Annotated in this window: 16 protein-coding genes; 8 read left to right on the forward strand and 8 right to left on the reverse strand. The window is 61.0% G+C overall.

Annotated features, from left to right (window positions below):
* Positions 1-42 precede the first annotated feature (42 nt).
* The gene (locus tag BBF94_RS06695; RefSeq protein WP_065258261.1) at positions 43-1,668 is read right to left on the reverse strand and encodes a methyl-accepting chemotaxis protein; all 1,626 of its coding nucleotides are present in this window, start codon (positions 1,666-1,668) and stop codon (positions 43-45) included.
* A 417-nt stretch (positions 1,669-2,085) separates the two neighbouring features.
* Here BBF94_RS06695 and aceK point away from each other — a divergent pair, with 417 nt between their 5' ends.
* The 5 genes from aceK (at position 2,086) to BBF94_RS06720 (ending at position 10,246) form a co-directional block, all read left to right on the forward strand.
* A complete protein-coding gene (gene aceK, locus BBF94_RS06700) occupies positions 2,086-3,807 on the forward strand; it encodes a bifunctional isocitrate dehydrogenase kinase/phosphatase (RefSeq protein WP_065258262.1) in 1,722 nt (573 codons plus the stop codon).
* Positions 3,808-3,996: 189 nt separating this feature from the next.
* The gene (gene hrpA, locus BBF94_RS06705) at positions 3,997-7,908 is read left to right on the forward strand and encodes an ATP-dependent RNA helicase HrpA (protein ID WP_065258263.1); all 3,912 of its coding nucleotides are present in this window, start codon (positions 3,997-3,999) and stop codon (positions 7,906-7,908) included.
* A 237-nt stretch (positions 7,909-8,145) separates the two neighbouring features.
* Positions 8,146-9,267 carry a beta-ketoacyl-ACP synthase III gene (locus BBF94_RS06710; RefSeq protein ID WP_065258264.1) on the forward strand — a complete coding sequence of 374 codons (1,122 nt, stop codon included), beginning with the start codon at positions 8,146-8,148 and terminating at the stop codon, positions 9,265-9,267.
* Positions 9,268-9,404: 137 nt separating this feature from the next.
* A complete protein-coding gene (locus BBF94_RS06715) occupies positions 9,405-10,016 on the forward strand; it encodes an RNA polymerase sigma factor (protein ID WP_065258265.1) in 612 nt (203 codons plus the stop codon).
* Positions 10,010-10,246 carry an anti-sigma factor family protein gene (locus BBF94_RS06720; RefSeq protein WP_065258266.1) on the forward strand — a complete coding sequence of 79 codons (237 nt, stop codon included), beginning with the start codon at positions 10,010-10,012 and terminating at the stop codon, positions 10,244-10,246. Before BBF94_RS06715 ends, BBF94_RS06720 begins: the two co-directional genes overlap by 7 nt.
* Before the next feature lie 133 nt (positions 10,247-10,379).
* Here the strand turns inward: BBF94_RS06720 and BBF94_RS06725 are convergent, their stop codons facing one another.
* Positions 10,380-11,711 (reverse strand): putative porin, encoded by a 1,332-nt coding sequence (locus BBF94_RS06725; RefSeq protein WP_065258267.1) that lies wholly within the window; start codon positions 11,709-11,711, stop codon positions 10,380-10,382.
* 279 nt (positions 11,712-11,990) lie between these two features.
* On the opposite strand from BBF94_RS06725, the gene BBF94_RS06730 reads away from it, so the two are divergent.
* Positions 11,991-13,115, forward strand: coding sequence for a GNAT family N-acetyltransferase (locus BBF94_RS06730; protein ID WP_065258268.1), 1,125 nt, complete (start codon positions 11,991-11,993; stop codon positions 13,113-13,115).
* A 115-nt stretch (positions 13,116-13,230) separates the two neighbouring features.
* Here BBF94_RS06730 and aqpZ read toward each other — a convergent pair whose 3' ends face one another.
* From aqpZ to BBF94_RS06755, 5 genes are all read right to left on the reverse strand, one after another.
* A complete protein-coding gene (gene aqpZ, locus BBF94_RS06735) occupies positions 13,231-13,926 on the reverse strand; it encodes an aquaporin Z (RefSeq protein ID WP_065258269.1) in 696 nt (231 codons plus the stop codon).
* Positions 13,927-14,244: 318 nt separating this feature from the next.
* A complete protein-coding gene (locus BBF94_RS06740) occupies positions 14,245-16,077 on the reverse strand; it encodes an ABC transporter ATP-binding protein (RefSeq protein ID WP_065258270.1) in 1,833 nt (610 codons plus the stop codon).
* Positions 16,078-16,165: 88 nt separating this feature from the next.
* A complete protein-coding gene (locus tag BBF94_RS06745) occupies positions 16,166-16,729 on the reverse strand; it encodes a peptidylprolyl isomerase (RefSeq protein ID WP_065258271.1) in 564 nt (187 codons plus the stop codon).
* Positions 16,730-16,732: 3 nt separating this feature from the next.
* On the reverse strand, positions 16,733-17,536 hold the full coding sequence (locus BBF94_RS06750; protein WP_065258272.1) for an alpha/beta fold hydrolase: 804 nt from the start codon (positions 17,534-17,536) through the stop codon (positions 16,733-16,735).
* A 13-nt stretch (positions 17,537-17,549) separates the two neighbouring features.
* Positions 17,550-18,473 carry a LysR family transcriptional regulator gene (locus BBF94_RS06755; RefSeq protein WP_065258273.1) on the reverse strand — a complete coding sequence of 308 codons (924 nt, stop codon included), beginning with the start codon at positions 18,471-18,473 and terminating at the stop codon, positions 17,550-17,552.
* A 49-nt stretch (positions 18,474-18,522) separates the two neighbouring features.
* Between BBF94_RS06755 and BBF94_RS06760 the strand changes: the two genes are divergently transcribed.
* Both BBF94_RS06760 and BBF94_RS06765 read left to right on the forward strand, forming a co-directional pair.
* The gene (locus BBF94_RS06760; protein ID WP_065258274.1) at positions 18,523-18,837 is read left to right on the forward strand and encodes a 3-phosphoglycerate kinase; all 315 of its coding nucleotides are present in this window, start codon (positions 18,523-18,525) and stop codon (positions 18,835-18,837) included.
* A 165-nt stretch (positions 18,838-19,002) separates the two neighbouring features.
* Positions 19,003-19,602 (forward strand): FMN-dependent NADH-azoreductase, encoded by a 600-nt coding sequence (locus BBF94_RS06765; protein WP_065258275.1) that lies wholly within the window; start codon positions 19,003-19,005, stop codon positions 19,600-19,602.
* Positions 19,603-19,755: 153 nt separating this feature from the next.
* Here BBF94_RS06765 and BBF94_RS06770 read toward each other — a convergent pair.
* Positions 19,756-20,055 (reverse strand): transposase (locus tag BBF94_RS06770; protein WP_141676556.1); only part of this gene is annotated, 300 nt, incomplete at its 5' end.

The raw sequence follows: 20,055 nt of genomic DNA on the forward strand, positions 1-20,055 counted from the left end.
CCCTGACGATGGCAACCGCTGATCGGGCATTTAATTTCTTCGTCAGAGCACGAAGCGCGTCACCAGCCCGTTGAGGTCGACCGCCAGGCGCGACAGTTCCTGACTGGCGGCTGACGTCTGGGTGGCGCCGGCGGCGGTCTGGGTCGACAAGTCGCGGATGGTCACCAGGTTTTCATCGACTTCCCGGGCCACCAGGGCCTGCTGTTCGGCGGCGCTGGCGATTACCAGGTTGCGCTGGTTGATCTGCGAGATCGACGCGGTGATTTTCTCCAGTGCCTGACCGGCGCTGTTGGCCCGGCGCAGGGTCTGGGTGGCCTGCTCGGCGCTGCTTTGCAAGGCGCCGACCGTGGCACCGGTGCCCTGCTGGATGCTGCTGATCATCAGCTCGATTTCCTCGGTGGAGTTCTGCGTGCGCTGAGCCAGCGAGCGGACTTCATCGGCCACGACTGCAAAGCCGCGTCCCGCTTCGCCGGCACGCGCCGCTTCGATGGCGGCATTGAGCGCCAGCAGGTTGGTCTGGCCGGCGATGCCGCGAATCACTTCCAGCACTTTGCTGATGTCCTGGGCCTGAGTCGCCAGGCCTTCGGCCTGTTCTGATGCACCGAGCACCGCGCTGACCAGTTCCTGAATCGAACTGATGGTCTCACTGACCTGCACATGCCCGTGCTTGCTGTCCTCGTTCGAGGCCTCGGACGCTTCGGCGCTGGACACCGCGTTGGCCGCGACCTCGTCCACCGCCGTGCTCATCTCGGTGACGGCCGTGGCCGCCTGTTCGATCTGGTCGTTCTGCTGTTGCAGGCCGCGAGTGCTCTGTTCCATCACCGAACTCATTTCCTCGGCGGCGGAGGCCAGCTGTTGCGCCGACTCGCTGATGCCGCGAATGGTCGAACGCAGATTGCCCTGCATCTCGGCCAGGGCCTTGAGCAGTTGCGCCGCTTCATCCCGCCCCGCGCTGTCGATAGGAGCGCTGAGATCACCGGAGGCAATCCGCCTGGCCACGCTCAATGCCTGATTGATCGGCGCGGTAATGCTGCGGGTCAGGAGCCACGCCAGCAGCAAGGTCGCAACCAGGGCGATGACGATGATCGTCGCGACGATCCACAGCGACTGTTGATAGGTTGCCGCCGCCGCTTTGGCAGCGGCATCGGCGCCTTGCTGATTGAGGGTGATCATTTGTTCCAGGGTCTTGTCGAGCACGTTGCCCTGGGGGGCCAGGTCCGTGGTCAGTCGTGCATAGGCCTGATCGCTTTGCCCGGCGTCGATCTGTTTGATGATCTGGTCAAGGATGCTCAGGTACCTGGCCGTGTCTGTGCCCAGAGTTTCCAGCATCGTCCGCTCCTGATCATTGGCGATCAGGGTTTTGTGATCGTCGAGGCGCTTCAGCAATTCCTGGCGCTGTGCCGTCAGCAGGCCTTTGCTGCGCTCGCGCACGGCAGCCTGGGTACTCGTGATCAGGCGCAGGGCTTCGAGGCGGATGCTGGCGATGTTTGCCGCCGCGTCGTGAATGCTTTCGATGCTGGGCATCCATGACTCTTCGATGACTGCCGCGCTTTCACGCAGGGCTTTCATCTGGCCCAGGCCGAACAGGCCGACCACCATCAGCAGACCGGCCAGAACGGCAAAACTCAAACTGGCGCGCAAACCTGTGCGCAGATTCCGGATAGACATCAATGTGCTCCTTGGACGTTGAGAAAGAAGGCGCCCTCGTGAGCCGAGGATCTTGTTGTGAGGCGGGTGATGGCGGGTTGTATATCAAAGTGCCATCATCTTGGTAAGGTCACGACGCGATCAAGGTCACGGGCAGTGGGCAGGAATGCCCAAACCGGGCAAAGCCGCGAGATAGAGATGTCGTTGCTTGATTGGATCCGAAACCCGCAGGATCAGTGGGCTGGCGCCGAACGATGGGAAGGGCTGATGGGCGTGTTTGCTGACCGAACAGTCGAATAAAAAAACTTTGATAAAAACTGTGTCTCTGTACAACACGGTCGCGGAAATGGCAGAAATTACGCTTCTCCTGCCACCGGTTCCGTGGCTAAGCTCAGGCCTTCGAGCACAGATTCTTCAATTCCCGCAGAGGTCTCATCCATGCCGCAGCAATGGCCAGCCACCGACATCGCCCGCATGATCCTCGATGGCTTTGACGATTACCGCGAGCATTTCCGGCGGATCACAGACGGTGCCCGGGAACGCTTCGAGCAGGCGCGCTGGCAGGAAATACAAACGGCGTCGGCGGCGCGGATCAACCTCTACGAAGAAAAGGTCGGTGAAACCGTCGCCCGCCTGCGCGAGTATTTCGAGGCGGACACGCTGATGGAGGTCAGTTGCTGGCCACTGGTCAAAAGCGCCTACATCAGCATCATCGATCTGCGTTTCGACGATGAGCTGTCCGAGACCTGGTACAACTCGATTTTCTGCGGCCTGTTCAGCCACGACCTGATCAGCGACGGCTGCATGTTCATCCACACCACCCGGCCGAGCCTGCGTCGTGCCCGGGCTGCGCAGACCCGCACCTACAAGCCCCATGGGCAACTGTCGGGCATGCTCGCGAGCATCTTTGCCGATTACCGTTTCAGCGAGGATTACGCCGATCTGCCCCGGGATCTGCAGCGTCTTGAAGCGCAACTGCGCGAGAACCTGCCGGACTGGGTGTGCAAGGACCCGGAACTGAGCGTCGAGCTGTTTTCCTCGGTGCTGTACCGCAACAAGGGCGCCTATCTGGTCGGACGGATCTACACCAACGACGACCAGTGGCCACTGGTGATTCCGCTGCTGCACCGCGAGGGGCGAGGGATTCAGATCGACGCGCTGATCACCGACGAAGCCGACGTGTCGATCATCTTCTCGTTCACCCGTTCGTACTTCATGGTGGATGTGCCGGTGCCGGCGGAGTTCATCGGTTTCCTCAAACGCATCCTGCCGGGCAAGCACATCGCCGAGCTGTACACTTCGATCGGTTTCTACAAACACGGTAAATCCGAGTTCTATCGCGCCCTGATCAACCATCTGGCCAATACCGACGACCAGTTCATCATGGCCCCGGGCGTGCGCGGCATGGTCATGAGCGTGTTCACGCTGCCGGGCTTCAACACCGTGTTCAAGATCATCAAGGATCGTTTCTCGCCGTCGAAAAACGTCGACCGCGCCACGGTGATCGAGAAATACCGGCTGGTTAAAAGCGTCGACCGGGTCGGGCGCATGGCCGATACCCAGGAGTTCGCCGATTTCCGTTTTCCGCTGAGCAAGTTCGATCCGGCGTGTCTGGCCGAGCTGCTGGAAGTCGCGCCTTCCACGGTGTCGCTGGAAGGCGAAACCGTGCTGATTCGCCACTGCTGGACCGAGCGCCGCATGACGCCGCTGAACCTTTATCTGGACAACGCCAACGACGCTCAGGTGCGCGAAGCGCTGGAGGACTACGGGCTGGCGATCAAGCAACTGGCGGCGGCCAACATCTTCCCCGGCGACATGCTGCTGAAGAACTTCGGTGTCACCCGCCATGGCCGGGTGGTGTTCTACGACTACGACGAGATCTGCTTCCTCACCGAAGCCAACTTCCGCCACATCCCGCCACCGCGCACGCCGGAGGACGAAATGGCCTCCGAACCGTGGTATTCCATCGGGCCGCTGGACGTGTTCCCCGAGGAGTTTCCGCCGTTTCTGTTCGCCGATACGACGCAACGCAAACTGTTCGACCAGATGCATGGCGAGCTGTACGACGCCGATTACTGGAAGGGCTTGCAGGAGGCGATCCGGGCGGGGAAAGTCATCGATGTCTTCCCGTATCGGCGCAAGGGCCTGGATAACGAATAACACTGCGAGCGAACACTCTGTGGCGAGGGAGCTTGCTCCCGCAGGGCTGCAAAGCAGCCTTGGAACCACCTGTCAGTCCGGGCAGCGATTGCTGCGCAATCGAGCGGGAGCAAGCTCCCTCGCCACAGTAGAAGCCAAATCTGCCACAATCGCGTCCTTGCGCCACTAGACGACCGAATTGCGTACCCGATGACCGACGAATCGCCCTCCATCGACAAACTGCTGAAAAACCTCGATCACGCCATGCTCGCCGACCGCCATCGGCTGCGGCGGCAGTTGCTTGAACTGCGCAAGAAACCCGACGAGGCCAAACTGGCTCAATGGGTGGCTCGCATGCAGGCGTCCTGCGATCAGGTGCTGGCGCGCAAGGCCAGCCTGCCGGTGATCCGTTACGACGACAGCCTGCCGATCGCGGCCAAGCGTGACGAAATCAAGAAAGCCCTGGAAAAACACCAGGTGCTGATCATCGCCGGCGAAACCGGCTCGGGCAAAACCACCCAACTGCCGAAAATCTGCCTGGAAATCGGTCGTGGCCAGCGTGGCCTGATCGGCCACACCCAGCCGCGGCGGATTGCGGCGCGCAGTGTGGCCAGCCGGGTTGCCGAAGAGCTCGGCACGCCGCTGGGCACGCTGGTTGGTTATCAGGTGCGCTTCGAAGATCAGAGCGATGCCAACACCCTGATCAAACTGATGACCGACGGCATCCTGCTGGCGGAGACCCAGAACGACCGCTACCTCGAACGCTACGACACGATCATCGTCGACGAAGCCCACGAACGCAGCCTCAACATCGACTTCCTGCTCGGTTACCTGAAAACCCTGCTGCCGCGTCGCCCGGACCTGAAAGTCATCATCACCTCGGCAACCATCGATCTGGAGCGTTTCTCGAAACATTTCGACGATGCGCCGATTGTCGAGGTGTCCGGCCGAACCTTCCCGGTGGAAACCTGGTATCGCCCGCTGACCCTGGAGCAGGATGAAGAGGGCAACCGCGTCGAGGACGACCTGACCGTCGATCAGGCCATCCTCGCCACCCTCGATGAAATCGCCGCGTATGAACGCAGCGAACGCCGCAGCCCTGGCGACGTACTGGTGTTTCTGCCGGGGGAACGCGAAATTCGTGACGCCGCCGACATGCTGCGCAAGGCCCAGCTCAAGCACACTGAAATCCTGCCGTTGTACGCACGACTGACGCCGGCCGAGCAGCAGCGGATTTTCCAGTCCCATCCGGGGCGTCGTGTAGTGCTGGCGACCAACGTTGGCGAAACCTCGCTGACTGTGCCCGGCATCCGTTACGTGATCGACAGCGGCACGGCGCGCATCAGCCGCTACAGCTATCGGGCCAAGGTCCAGCGCCTGCCGATCGAAGCGATTTCCCAGGCCAGCGCCAACCAGCGTAAAGGCCGCTGTGGCCGGGTCGAGCCGGGCATCTGCGTGCGCTTGTACAGCGAAGAGGATTTTCTCGGTCGCCCGGAATTTACCGATCCGGAAATCCTGCGTACCAACCTCGCCGCCGTGATCCTGCAGATGCTGCATCTGCGCCTCGGCGAAATCACCGCGTTCCCGTTCATCGAACCGCCGGACGGCAAGGCGATCAGTGACGGTTTCAACCTGCTGCAAGAACTCTCGGCGGTGGACCGCAACAGTCAGCTGACCCCGCTCGGGCGTCAGTTGGCGCGCCTGCCGGTGGACCCGCGCATGGGCCGCATGCTGCTGGAAGCGGCAAAACTCGGCAGCCTGCAGGAAGTGTTGATCGTTGCCAGCGCCATGTCGATCCAGGATCCGCGCGAGCGTCCGCCGGAGCGTCAGCAGGCCGCCGATCAGGCCCACGCGCAGTGGAAGGATGCCGATTCGGACTTCGCGGCGCTGGTCAATCTGTGGCGTGGCTTCGAAGAACAGCGCCAGGCGTTGACCGCCAATCCGCTGCGCAACTGGTGCCGCAAGAATTTCCTCAACTACCTGCGCTTGCGCGAATGGCGCGATTCCCATCGGCAATTGAGCCTGATCTGCCGCGACCTGCAGTTGAGCCTGAACAAAGAGCCGGCGGACTATCCGAAACTGCACAAAGCGGTGCTGGTCGGCCTGCTCAGCCAGATCGGCCAGAAAACCGAGGAGGGTGACTACCTTGGCGCCCGTCAGCGGCGCTTCTGGATTCACCCGTCGTCGGGCATCGGCAAAAAGCGCCCGCAGTGGGTGATGACTGCCGAGCTGGTGGAAACCACCAAGCTTTACGCGCGGATGGTGGCGAAGATCGACGCCGACTGGATCGAACCGCTGGCCGGGCATCTGATCAAGAAGAACCACTTCGAACCGCACTGGGAGAAGAAGCGCGGCCAGGTCGTGGCCTTCGAACAGATCACCCTGTTCGGCCTGATCGTGGTCGGTCGTCGCCCGGTGCATTACGGCCCGGTGGATCCGGTGGTCTCGCGGGAATTGTTCATCCGCGAAGGCCTGGTGCGGGGCGAGATTCAGTCCCGGGCCAAATGCCTGAGCGCCAACAAGCAGTTGCTCGAACAGCTCGACGAGCTGGAAGCCAAGGCCCGTCGCCGGGACATTCTGGCCGACGAGGAAACCCTGTTCGCCTTCTACGATGCGCGGTTGCCGGCGGAGATCCATCAGACCGCGACATTCGACAGCTGGTATCGGATCAACAGTCAGAAAAACCCGCAGCTGTTGATCATGCGCGAAGAAGACGTGCTGGCCCGGGAGGCCAGCGAAGTCACCGCGCAGCATTACCCGGACACGCTGCGCATTGGCGATCTGGAACTGGCCCTGAGTTATCACTTCGAGCCCAATCACCCACGGGACGGTGTGACGCTGCGCGTACCGGCACCGCTGTTGCCGATGCTGCCGCCGGAGCGCCTGGAATGGCTGGTGCCGGGGTTGATCGAAGCCAAGTGCATCGCGTTGGTGCGCAACCTGCCCAAGGCCTTGCGCAAGAATTTCGTGCCGGTGCCGGACTTCATCAAGGCTGCCCTGCAACGCATGACCTTCGCCGAAGGCTCGTTGTCCCAGGCGCTGGGCCGCGAGCTCCTGCGCATGACCGGTGCGCGGGTCAGCGATGAAGCCTGGGCCGAAGCGGCGCAGCAGGTTGAAAGCCATTTGCGGATGAATCTGGAAATCGTCGACGGCCAAGGCAAGTTCCTCGGCGAAGGGCGAGACCTGGCGGAGCTGACGGCACGTTTCGCCGAAGCCAGCCAGGCCGCACTGGCCGTACCGCAGAGCGCCAAAAGCCAACAACCGGTGGAGGCCAAGGTCTTCGCGCCGGTGGCGGAAAAGACCCAGCAGAAGATCGCCGGACTGTCGATGACGGTGTATCCGGCGCTGGTGGAAGAGGGCGGCACGGTCAAGGAAGGGCGGTTCTCGACCCCGGCCGAAGCCGAGTTCCAGCATCGCCGCGCCTTGCAGCGCCTGTTGATGCAACAACTGGCCGAGCCTGCGAAATTCCTGCGCGGCAAGTTACCGGGACTGACCGAGCTGGGTCTGCTCTACCGCGAACTGGGTCGGATCGATGCGTTGGTCGAAGACATTCTGCTGGCCAGTCTCGACAGCTGCATTCTGGAGGGTGAAGACCCATTGCCTCGCGACGGCGCCGGGCTCGCGGCACTGGCCGAGCGCAAGCGCGGCAACTGGACCGAACATGCCGAGCGGGTGGCGCGCCTGACCCTGGAAATCCTCAAGCTCTGGCACGGCCTGCAAAAACGCTTCAAGGGCAAGATCGATCTGGCGCAGGCGGTGGCGCTAAACGACATCAAGCAGCAGCTCAGTCATCTGGTGTATCCGGGCTTCGTCCGGGAAACGCCGATGCTCTGGCTCAAGGAACTGCCGCGTTACCTGAAGGCTGTCGAGCAGCGTTTCGGAAAGCTCGGAGCGCAGGTGCAGAAGGATCGGGTCTGGAGCGGCGAACTGGCCGGCCTCTGGACGCAGTACCAGACTCGCGCCGCCAAGCACGCCCAGGAAGGCAAGCGCGATCCGCAACTGGAGTTGTTCCGTTGGTGGCTGGAGGAGTACCGGGTGTCGCTGTTCGCCCAGCAGTTGGGAACGAAAGTGCCGATCTCCGACAAGCGGCTGAGCAAGCAGTGGGCGCAGGTCGAGGCCTGATCCAGGGTTTGCGCTCCCACAGGGATGTGTGACAGCTCCCGGAAATGGGGCCAAAACCTCGGGTTTATGGCAAACTTCGCCCCCATAAACGCCGGTTTCGCGACCCAGAGCCTTCGCCGGGTCGCGCAGCGGAATAAAGCGATGCCAGGTTTTTGCGTCCCTTACCGGGAATGAACCCTTTGCGTGTTGGCACGTCGGTGCCAGCACTTTCTGTCTGAACAGATTAGAGAAACGACCATGCATAACGTCGTCATCAGCGGCACCGGCCTGTATACCCCGGCCAACAGCATCTCCAACGAAGAGCTGGTGCAGTCTTTCAATACCTACGTCGCGCAGTTCAACGCGGACAACGCTGACGCCATCGCCAGCGGCGAGATCCAGGCCCTGACCGAGTCCAGCGCGGCGTTCATCGAAAAAGCTTCGGGCATCAAGAGCCGCTTCGTCATGGACAAGGAAGGCATCCTCGATCCTGCACGCATGACGCCACGTCTGCCCGAGCGTTCCAACGACGAATGGTCGGTACTCTGCCAGATGGCCATCGGCGCAGCCGAGCAAGCCTTGCAGCGTGCCGGCAAGACCGCCGCCGACATCGACGGCGTGATCGTCGCCTGCTCCAACTTGCAGCGCGCCTACCCGGCCATCGCCATCGAAGTCCAGGAGGCACTGGGCATCCAGGGTTTCGGTTTCGACATGAACGTCGCCTGCTCGTCGGCCACCTTCGGCATCCAGCAAGCCGCCAACACCGTGCAACTGGGCCAGGCCCGGGCGATCCTGATGGTCAACCCGGAAGTCTGCACCGGTCACCTGAACTTCCGCGACCGTGACAGCCACTTCATCTTTGGTGACGCCGCGACTGCTGTTGTCATCGAGCGTGCCGATACGGCGACGTCGAAACACCAGTTCGAGGTGGTCAGCACCAAACTGCTGACCAAGTTCTCCAACAACATCCGCAACAACTTCGGTTTCCTCAACCGCGCAGCGGAAGAGGGCATCGGAGCCCGCGACAAACTGTTCGTGCAGGAAGGCCGCAAGGTGTTCAAGGACGTGTGCCCGATGGTGGCCGAACTGATCGGCGAGCACCTGGAGGAGAACAAGCTCAACGTCGGTGACGTGAAGCGTTTCTGGCTGCACCAGGCCAACCTGAGCATGAACCACCTGATCGTGCGCAAGCTGCTGGGCCGTGAAGCCACCGAAGAAGAAGCCCCTGTGATTCTCGATACCTACGCCAACACCAGCTCCGCAGGTTCGGTGATTGCGTTCCACAAGTATCAGGATGATCTGGCGGCCGGTTCGCTGGCGGTGCTGAGTTCGTTCGGTGCCGGTTATTCGATCGGGAGCGTGATTCTGCGCAAGCGTTGAGGTGGGAGGTTAATTTCCTCTTAACCGCGCTGATTTTTCCTACATCCGGATCAGCGCAGACGCTGTAGTTTTCGGGGATGACGGCAGGCGAGATCCTGCCGTTTTCATTTTCGAAGTCAGGACAAGGGGATTGATGGATGGTGGCTGACGACACCCAATTGCTTGCACGCCTGCTGGCCGGCGAGCAAAAGGCTTTCAAGGAACTGGTCACGACTTACCAGAGCGCCATGCGCGCGGTGGCGTATGCGATTGTCGGCCAGCGTCATGTCGAGGAAGTGGTGCAGGACGCGTGGCTTTCGGTGGTGCGCCATATCGGCAGCTTCGAGGGACGCTCCAGTCTCAAGACCTGGCTGCTGACCATCACCGCCAATTCGGCCAAGGGCCGCTACAGGCAGAACCGTCGCGAAGTGTTGCTGGATGATCTGCCGTCGCCCCATGGCACTATCGACGATGACCGTTTTTCTCCGGGAGACGGGCACTGGCTGGTGGCACCGTTCGCCTGGCACCAGGACACCCCCGAAGCGCTGCTCACCGAAAACGAGTTGCGCGAATGTCTGGAACACACGCTGCTGAGCCTGTCGGAACTGCAAAGCAGTGTGCTGCTGTTGCGCGAGCGCCAGGGCCTTGAACTGGAAGACATCTGTAATCTTCTGGAGATCTCGCTCTCCAATGTCCGCGTGCTGCTGCATCGGGCACGTTTGAAGGTCTTCGCGACCGTGGAACATTTTGAGGAGACAGGCGAATGTTGACCTGCAAGGAGCAAGTGGCACGATCCAGCGATTATCTCGATGGCCAGCTGAGCTTTCGCGAAAAACTGATGGTGCGTCATCACCTGATGTTCTGCCGTAACTGTCGGCGTTTCATTCGCCAGATGCGGCTGATGCAGGCGACCCTGAAGGCCATGCCGGAGAAACCTGAAGAAGGTGTGGATGCCTTGGCCGAGCGTCTGGCGCAGCAGCGGCGCAAAGACCGGTCCTGACAAAAAACAGCCCGGGCCAGCCGCAGCGAACGGATGATGGGGATCGCTGCTGCCGTACCGGGCTGTAGGAGAAAATCAGCGTCAAGCTGCAAATGAGGCACTCACGTGCAGCCTGTCGCTTGTCATTGCTGTTTTAGAACTTGGCTTCGGCATCCAGTTGCAGGGTATTGATGTCGGAGTCGGTCTTCCTGAGGCTGGCGTTGGTGTAGTCCGAGTTGGCCATGAAGTAAGTGGCACCCAGGGTGAAGTTCTTGTCCAGCTCGTAGCTCACTTTCAGCTTGCTGCCGCGCGAACCGGTGTAACCGTTGGCGAAGTCGGAGTCGGTGAAGGCACCCACCACCGCGTTACGCTGTACGTCGCGGTAGTTGTAATCGATGCCGAAGCCGTAGACCTTGGTCTTCACACCGGCCAGCCAGCCAGTGTCCTGGTCGTTGCTGGCGTCGTTGTTGTTCACGTACTGACCGTAGATCGACAGCGGTACCGGCAGGTTGGCGATGTCCAGCTGACCGAAGCCCTCATACAGTTTGAAGGTTTCGTTCGGGCTGTTGCCGTTGACGGCCAGGGCGCATGGCGCGGTGACGGTTCCGCTGGTCGGGCAGGCACTGTTCTTGTCGTTGTCGTAGGAGTAGATGCTGCCGCCCAGGGTCAGTTTCAGGCTGTCGGTCAGCGCGAAGCGACCGCCCAACTGGCCGGCGTACAGACGCAGGTCGTGCTTGAACTGCACGCCTTCACCGTCGACGTTGTCCTTGAGGGTGTAGTGACCGGCGCTGCCGAACAGTTCGGCGCTGCCGTTCAACGGGTACTTGTAGGTGACGGCCAGACCTTCCGGGTTGATGTCGCTGTCCCAGATGATGTCGCCCATGCTCACCCATGGCTGGTTCATCTTGCCGGCGATCAGGTGCAGGTTCTTGACCGCGTCAGGGTGGTAGTCGACGTAGCCCAGGTCGAGCCAGATCTGCTTCTTGTCGAAGTAGTTGTTCAGGTCCTGGTTGGTGGAACGGGCGTCGTCGCTGCTGCCGGTGGCGATACGGATACCGGTGTCGACCTGCGGGTTGATTTCGGTGTACGCACCCAGACGGGCACGAATGCGCTGACGGTCCTGGTCCTTGGCGTTCGGCACGCCATCGTTCTTCACGGTTTCCTGACGGAAACGCACGTCACCCTTGAACTGGGTCTTGGCAGCCCAGGCCAGCTTCTGGTCGAAGCTGCTCAGCTCGTTGGTTTTCTTCGCGGTCGCCGCGATTTGCTCGTTGGTCTCTTGCTGCGCCTGCTGCGCGATTTGCTGGGCCTTCTGATCCTGGGCCAGTTCGGCTTGCAGTTCTACGTACTGCGCCTGGGTGATGGAACCGTTAGCCTTGAGCATGTCGAGCAGTTTGGCGTCGACTGCGGCACTGGCCGGAACACTCATGGCCAGCAACAGGCCACCGCACAAGGCCGCCGCAGTTTTCGTGGAAGCAAGACGCATAGCAATCTCCGAAGATGAGAGGATGGCTGAACCATCCAGGGCACAACCGACGGTTTGAAGGTCGGAAAACTGTGACCGGGTAGAACCCGGCGCTCTAAAAACAGGCGCCAGTATCGCGATGGTTTATGACAGAGCAGTGGCACGGTGATGGCAGCTTGATGACGATCTCAAACGTCCGTGAACTATTGATCCAGAGCGCTGTCGCGCAATCGGACGTGGGCAAGACAGGGGCGATCAGCGATACTCGCGGGGCTTTCAGAGCCAAACGTGGAGAGGAAAATGCCGTTGCAGCGCCTGCAAAAACTGTCGGAAATCGAACCGGCACTCTGGGATGCACTGGTGCCGGACAACCAGCCGTTTCTGCGCCATGCCTTCCTCGGTGCGCTGGAAGACAGCGGCAGTGTCGGCCCGCACACGGGCTGGCGACCGGAGCATTTGCTGCACGTCGAAGACGGCCGCCTGATCGCGGCGCTGCCCGGTTATCGCAAGTGGCATTCCTACGGCGAATACGTGTTCGATCACGGTTGGGCCGATGCCTGTGCCCGTGCCGGCATCGATTACTACCCCAAGTTCTTGAGCGCCGTACCGTTCAGCCCGGTCACCGGGCCGCGCCTGTTGGCGGCGAGCGTCGAGGACGGATTCGAACTGCTCAAGAGCCTGCCGGGTTACCTGGAGATCGAAGAGCTTTCCGGCGCCCACATCAACTTCACCGATGCCTTTACCGATGCCGCCATGGCCGAACAGCCGGGCTGGCTGCAACGTGTCGGCTGTCAGTATCACTGGCAGAATCGCGGTTATCGGGACTTTCAGGATTTCCTCGACGTGCTCAGCTCACGCAAGCGCAAGCAGATGCGCAAGGAGCGCGAGCAAGTGGCGGGGCAGGGCTTTGAATTCGAATGGCTTGAGGGGCGAGAGCTGGACGAAGCGCAGTGGGATTTTGTCTATGCCTGCTACGCCAACACTTATGCGGTGCGTCGTCAGGCACCGTACCTGACGCGAGAATTCTTCAGTCTGCTGGCCGAGCGCATGCCGGAATCGATCCGCGTCGTGCTGGCCAGACAGGGCTCACGGCCGGTGGCCATGGCGTTCAGTCTGGTAGGCGGCGACAGTTTTTACGGACGTTACTGGGGCTGCCTGGCCGAGTACGACCGGCTGCATTTCGAAACCTGTTTCTATCAGGGCATGGACTACGCGATTGCCCAGGGCTTTCAGCGTTTCGACGCCGGCGCCCAGGGCGAACACAAACTGATTCGCGGCTTTGAACCGGTGATCACTCATTCCTGGCATTACTTGCGCCATCCCGGTCTGAAAGCCGCCGTGAAGGATTTTCTTCAGCAAGAGCGCGCCGGTGTTCTGGCTTACGCCGAAGAGGCGAAAAAGGCTTTGCCCTACCGTCAGGCATAGATTCCCTGTGGGAGCGAGCCTGCTCGCGAATGCGGTGAATCAGGCAATCAAGGTGTTGACTGATGTTCTGCTTTTCGCGAGCAGTCTCGCTCCCACGCAGGGTTCTCGGAGGATCTCAGGCCTCTTCCCTGCCCAACCAGCGATAGAGCACGCCGCCCACCACCGCGCCCAGCAGCGGCGCGATCCAGAACATCCACAACTGCGCGATGGCCCAGCCACCGACCATCAGCGCCGGGCCCGTGCTGCGGGCCGGGTTGACCGAGGTGTTGGTCACCGGAATCGAGATCAGGTGGATCAGCGTCAGGGCCAGGCCGATGGCGATCGGTGCCAGTCCCGCCGGGGCGCGTTTGTCGGTGGCGCCGAGAATGATCACCACGAACATGGCCGTCATGACCAGTTCAGTGACGAACCCGGAGGCCATCGAGTATTTGCCTGGCGAATGCTCGCCATAACCATTGGAAGCAAGGCCGGCGGCGATGTCGAAACCCTCCTTGCCGCTGGCGATGTGATACAGCAGAGCCGCTGCGAGAATCCCGCCGATCACCTGGGCGATGACATAGGCGGGCAACTCTTTGGCCGGAAACCGTCCGCCGACGACCAGACCGAGCGACACGGCCGGATTGAGATGACAACCGCTGATGTGGCCGATGGCAAACGCCATGGTCAGCACCGTCAGACCAAACGCCAGGGCGACCCCCAGCACACCGATACCCACAGGTGATGAGGCGGCAATCACCGCACTGCCGCAGCCACCCAGAACCAGCCAGAACGTACCCAACAACTCCGTGGCTGAACGTTTTAACAGAGACATGAGAGAGTCCTTGATAGACGTGCTATCGAGACTGTATCGATTGGTGTTTCCTTGCATTTACGACAGGTTCATTTCCAGAGCCTTTGCTGATTACAGCAGGGATTGTGCGGATTTCCAGCAGGCATGAAAAAGCCGCCAGGGCCCGTGGTTCAAGGGCTGTGGCGGCTTTTTGTTGCGCTTGATCGTTCCCGTGTCGAGGCGTCGAACCGTCCGCGTGGGAATGCAGCCCGTGACGCTCTGCGTCACTGGACGCGGAGCGTCCCATTAGGCATTCCCACGCAGAGCATGGGAACGATCAGTCTCCAGGCGTGAAAACGATCAGTCGATGCCGACAAATCCTCCAGTCTGGTGCGCCCACAACCGTGCGTACAATCCGCCATGGGCCAGCAGTTCGGCATGGCTGCCGGTTTCGGCGATCTTGCCATTCTCCAGCACCACCAGCCGATCCATGCGGGCAATGGTCGAGAGGCGGTGGGCGATGGCGATCACGGTCTTGCCCTGCATCAGGGTTTCCAGGCTTTCCTGGATCGCCGCTTCGACTTCCGAATCCAGCGCCGAGGTCGCTTCGTCCATGATCAGGATCGGCGCGTCCTTGAGCAGCACCCGGGCAATCGCGATCCGCTGGCGCTGGCCGCCGGACAGCTTGACGCCACGCTCGCCGACATGGGCGTCGAACCCGGTGCGTCCTTCGGCATCCGACAGCAGCGGAATGAACTCGTCGGCCCGGGCCTTGCGCACCGCTTCCCAGAGTTCGGCGTCGGTGGCGTCGGGTTTGCCGTACAGCAGGTTGTCGCGGATCGAACGGTGCAGCAGCGACGTGTCCTGGGTGATCATCCCGATCCGCGCTCGCAGGCTTTCCTGGCCGACTTCGGCGATGTTCTGGCCATCGATCAGGATCCGCCCGCCTTCGACGTCGTACAGGCGCAACAGCAGGTTGACCAGAGTCGATTTGCCGGCGCCGGACGGGCCGATCAGGCCGATTTTCTCGCCGGGTTTGATGGTCAGGTTGAGATCGCCGATGATGCCTTTCTTCTTGCCGTAATGAAAATCCACGTGCTCGAAACGCACTTCGCCACGGGACACGGCCAGCGGTCTGGCCTGTTCGTGATCAGTGACGCTGACCGGTTGCGAGATGGTCTGCAGACCGTCCTGAACCATGCCGATGTTTTCGAAAATGCCGGTGACCACCCACATGATCCAGCCGGACATGTTGACGATGCGGATCACCAGACCGGTCGCCAGGGCGATGGCGCCGACGCTGATCAGCGATTGTGTCCAGAGCCACAGGGCCAGCCCCGTGGTGCCGACGATCAGCAGACCGTTCATGGTGGTGATGGCCACGTCCATGCTGGTGACCACGCGGCCGGCCAGCCGGGCTTTTTCGGTCTGCTCCTGAATTGCCTCGCGGGCGTAGTGCTGCTCGAAGTTGGTGTGGGCGAACAGCTTCAGGGTGGCGATGTTGGTGTAGCCGTCGACGATGCGGCCCATCAGTTTCGAGCGCGCGTCGGAAGCGGCGACGGAGCGGTCCTTGACCCGAGGCACGAAGTAATAGAGCGCGCCGATGTAAGCGGCGATCCACGTCAACAGCGGGATCATCAGGCGCCAGTCGGCTTCGGCGAACAGCACCAGCGAGCTGATCGCATAGATCAGCACGTGCCACAACGCATCCACCGCCTGCACCGCGGAATCACGCAGCGAGTTGCCGGTCTGCATGATGCGCTGGGCGATGCGCCCGGCGAAGTCGTTCTGGAAGAAATTGAGGCTCTGCTTGAGCACGTAGCTGTGGTTCTGCCAGCGGATCAGGCTGGTCATGCTCGGGCTCAGGGTCTGATGCACCAGCATGTCGTGCAGGGCCAGAAACAGCGGTCGCAGGAGCAGGGCCACCACGGCCATCCACACCAGTTCGGCGCCATGCTGCTTGAAGAAATCGACGTTCGGCGTGCCTTGTGCAAGGTCGATGATGCGGCTCAGGTAGCTGAACAGCGCCACTTCGATCAGCGCACCGAACAGGCCGACGATCAGCAGGGCGACGAAACTCGGCCAGACCTGCTTGAGGTAATAGGTATAGAAGGGCAGAACACGATCCGGCGGAGAGGCCGTAGGTGCGTCGCGGAATATGTCGATCAGTTGTTCGAAACGGCGATAGAGCATCAGATAACCGCCCGGAGTACGGGCTCTCCTTTTATCAGTGTGAGCGGCGAGGCATGAAACCATCGCCGCTCGATACGCCCTGTAAAGCTTAGTCGATGCGCTTGGCCGACTTGATGATCACAGGGTCCACCGGCACGTTCTGCATGCCCTGTTTGGTGGTGGTCTGGGAGTTGACGATGATGTCGACCACGTCCATGCCCTTGACCACTTTGGCGAATACCGCGTAACCGGCGTCGCGGCCCGGGTCGAGGAACGCGTTGTCGGCAACGTTGATGAAGAACTGGCTGGTGGCCGAGTTCGGATCGGAAGTGCGGGCCATCGACAGGGTGCCGCGAACGTTGTGCAGACCGTTGCCGGCTTCGTTCTTGATCGGGGCGTCCGTGGGTTTTTGCACCATCTGCTGGGTAAAACCGCCGCCCTGAGCCATGAATCCAGGGATCACACGGTGGAAGATCGTGTTGGTATAGAAACCCTTGTCAACGTACGAAAGAAAATTCTTGGTGCTGATCGGCGCCTTGACCGGGTCCAGCTCGATTTCGATGGTGCCGTTGGTGGTCACCAGTTCGACGTGTGGCGCCTTTTCCGGCGTGGCAGCCATCAGGTTGGCGGCGAACAGCACGGTGCCGGCGGCGAGGGCGAGTTTTTTCAGCATGGTTCAGTGATCCTGAGGGTGAATATCGACTGTGGCGAGAAACGCCAGCAGCGTTTGATTGAAGCGTTCGGGCTGATCGAGCGGGGTGGCGTGACGCGAATCGGCAATCACCGCCAGTCGTGCATCGGGCAGCAGTCTGACATAGGTTTCTTTCAGCGCGACGGGGGTGTAGTCCCGGTCTGCGCTGATGACGAGCGTTGGACAGGTGACCCGGGAAAGTCGTTCCTGCACCCCCCAGCCAACAATCGCATCGAAGCTGGCGAGATAAGCACGTTTGTCGTTCTTTGCCCAGCGCTCGGCCATCTTCTGTCGCAAATCGGCCTGCTCCGGTCTGGGGAACAGTCTGGCGCCAAGGGCCTTGCCGATGGTGGCCAGGCTCAACAGACGCATCAGGCTCCAGCGCTTGAACCATTGCCAGTAATCGTCGCGACTGCGCACCTTGACCTCGGGCGCGCTGTTGACGATGGTCAGGCTTTTGAGCATCTGCGGCTGATCGACAGCGAACTGGAAGCCGATCATGCCGCCCATGGACAGCCCGACGTAATGCACCGGGCCGAGGCCAAGGTGCTCGACCAGGGCGACGATGTCGGCGCTGAACCCGGCGATGCTGTAGCGCTCGCGGGGCTTGTCGGAGCGACCGTGGCCGCGCACGTCCGGGACGATCACCCGGTATTGCGCGGCCAGCGCCGGAATCTGCATTTCCCAGTCGAGCGTGCTGGAGCCGAGCCCGTGAACCAGCAGCAATGGTTCGCCGTGGCCATATTCCTCGTAATGCAGGTTGCAGCCTTCATGTTCGAAATACGCCATCGGTGACTCCGTGTCAGGCTTGTTCGGGGGCGGCGAACGGTGCGTCCAGCGGCAAGGTGTCGAAGGTGCGCAGCAGTTCGACGAGGATCTGCGAGGCCGGGCCCAGCGGTTTGTCCTTGTTCGAGTACAGATAGAAACTCGGATTGCGGCTGCCGCCCTGATCCAACGGTAGCAGCTTGAGCAGGCCTTCCTTCAATTCCCGTTCGATCATGTGCCGTGGCAGCCAGGCAAAACCCAGTCCGCTGGAGACGAAATTGGCGGCGGTGGCGAGGCTGCCGACGGTCCAGCGCTGTTCGGCGCCGAGCCAGCCGACGTCCCTCGGCTGCTGGCGACCCGAGTCGCGGATCACCACTTGCATCTGGGTTTCCAGGTCCTGGAAGTTCAATTCGCGGTTCAGCCGATGCAAGGCATGTTCGGGATGGGCGACGGCGACGAATTCCACGTCGCTCAGCTCCGCGCCAAGGTAGCCGGGAATGCTCAGGCCGGTGATCGCCAGATCGGCCACACCTTCGAGCAGCACTTCTTCGACGCCTGACAGCACTTCTTCACGCAGACGCACGCGGCAACCACGGCTCTGCGGCATGAACGCGGTCAGTGCACGAACCAGGCGTGCGGTGGGGTAGGCGGCATCCACCACCAGCCGCACTTCGGCTTCCCAGCCTTGCTCCATGTGATGGGCGAGGTCTTCCAGCTGGCTGGCCTGTTTCACCAGTTGCCGCGAACGGCGTAGCAGCACGCCACCGGCTTCAGTGAGCACGGCTTTGCGTCCGTCGATGCGCAGCAACGGCACGCCGAGCTGATCCTGCATGCGGGCGACGGTGTAGCTCACCGACGATTGCGAACGGTGCAGGGCTTCGGCGGCCTGGGCGAATCCGCCGTGGTCGACCACTGCCTGCAACGTTCGCCATTGATCGAGGGTCACGCGGGGCGCTTTCATCGATAGCTCCTCTTGTCCTAAGCTGGCGGTCCCCCATGGAGACTGCCGAATGAAAAAATTCTGTTGTGTGGTTCTGGCGCTGCTGCCGCTGACTGCGTTTGCGTATCCGATCGATGTGCAGAAGAATCTCAATGGCCTGAAGATCGATTACGAGTCCTTCGATACCGATAAAGACATCGGCTCCATCCGGGTCGCCAACTACGGCGAGGTCGACGCGGTCTGCAAAGTCGTATTCAGCAATGGTCCGGAAGCGCCGCGCACCCGCAATATCGAAGTACCGGCCGGCAAACACACCAATGCCACCGCCAAGTTCTCCCGCGAAATCATCAAGCTGCGCGTCGAGCTGAGCTGCAACGCGAAATAACATCAGTCCCTGTGGAGCGAGCCTGCTCGCTCCTATAAGGGCTCAGGTGCATCTAAACGAATATTTCGATGGTTTGCAGCAATTATTTGCGCTTTTTCATCGATGCGACCCTGTTTAACCTTCACTCCATCGACTTACAACATTCCCGGATGGAGGCTACACAACATGTCCCGCGTTCTGATCATCGAAAGCAGCGCCCGCCAGCAAGACTCGGTTTCCCGTCAACTGACCCAGACGTTCATCAGTCAATGGAAAGCTGCACACCCGACCGATCAGATCACCGTCCGCGACCTCGCCGTGAATCCTGTTCCTCACCTGGACAGCAATCTGCTGGGCGGCTGGATGAAGCCCGCCGAACAGCGCAACGCCAACGAACAATCCTCGCTGGATCGCTCCAACGAGCTGACCGATGAACTCTTGGCCGCCGACGTGTTGGTGATGGCTGCGCCGATGTACAACTTCGCGATTCCCAGCACCCTGAAAGCCTGGCTCGACCATGTGCTGCGTGCCGGCGTCACCTTCAAATACACCGAAACCGGCCCGCAAGGCCTGCTCAGCGGCAAGCGTGCCTATGTGCTGACGGCTCGCGGCGGCATCTACGCCGGCGGTCCGGCGGATCATCAGGAACCCTACCTGCGTCAGGTGATGGGTTTCATCGGCATCCATGACGTGACCTTCATCCACGCCGAAGGCATGAACCTGGGCGGTGACTTCCAGGAGAAAGGCCTGAATCAGGCCAACGCCAAACTGGCTCAGGTCGCTTGATATGTTAATCGCCAGATAATCGCCGCTTGTTCTAGTGACCTGGCGCAACCCCTTCAACGCTCTACGCGCATCGAACCTCCCTTTGCACTTGTTGCTCCTGAGTGCTGCAGCCCGATTGAACGCTTTAGCGAGATCGGGCTTTTTTTTGGTTCTTCACGGATTGCCGGGAAAGTCGTTCTTGATCTTCATGAAAAAGAATTCGCTGTCCCGGTAGCCGTAGGCCATCCGCTTGATGACTTTAATCCTATTATTGATTCCTTCCAGTTGCCCGGTGTGCATTGGCCACCGCACCCTGCTCAGGATGCCGCGCCAGTAACCTTTCAGGCGTTTGGCAAACTGCTTCAGAGCCGGTATCGCGCTTTCATAGGCTAGACGCAGCCACTGTTTCCACGCTGATCGCCAGCCCCAAGCGGTAGTAGGTGACCACAGTGTTTTGAGCTCTGCCTTCATCAG

It is taken from the genome of Pseudomonas bananamidigenes, assembly GCF_001679645.1.
Classification (GTDB): domain Bacteria; phylum Pseudomonadota; class Gammaproteobacteria; order Pseudomonadales; family Pseudomonadaceae; genus Aquipseudomonas; species Aquipseudomonas bananamidigenes.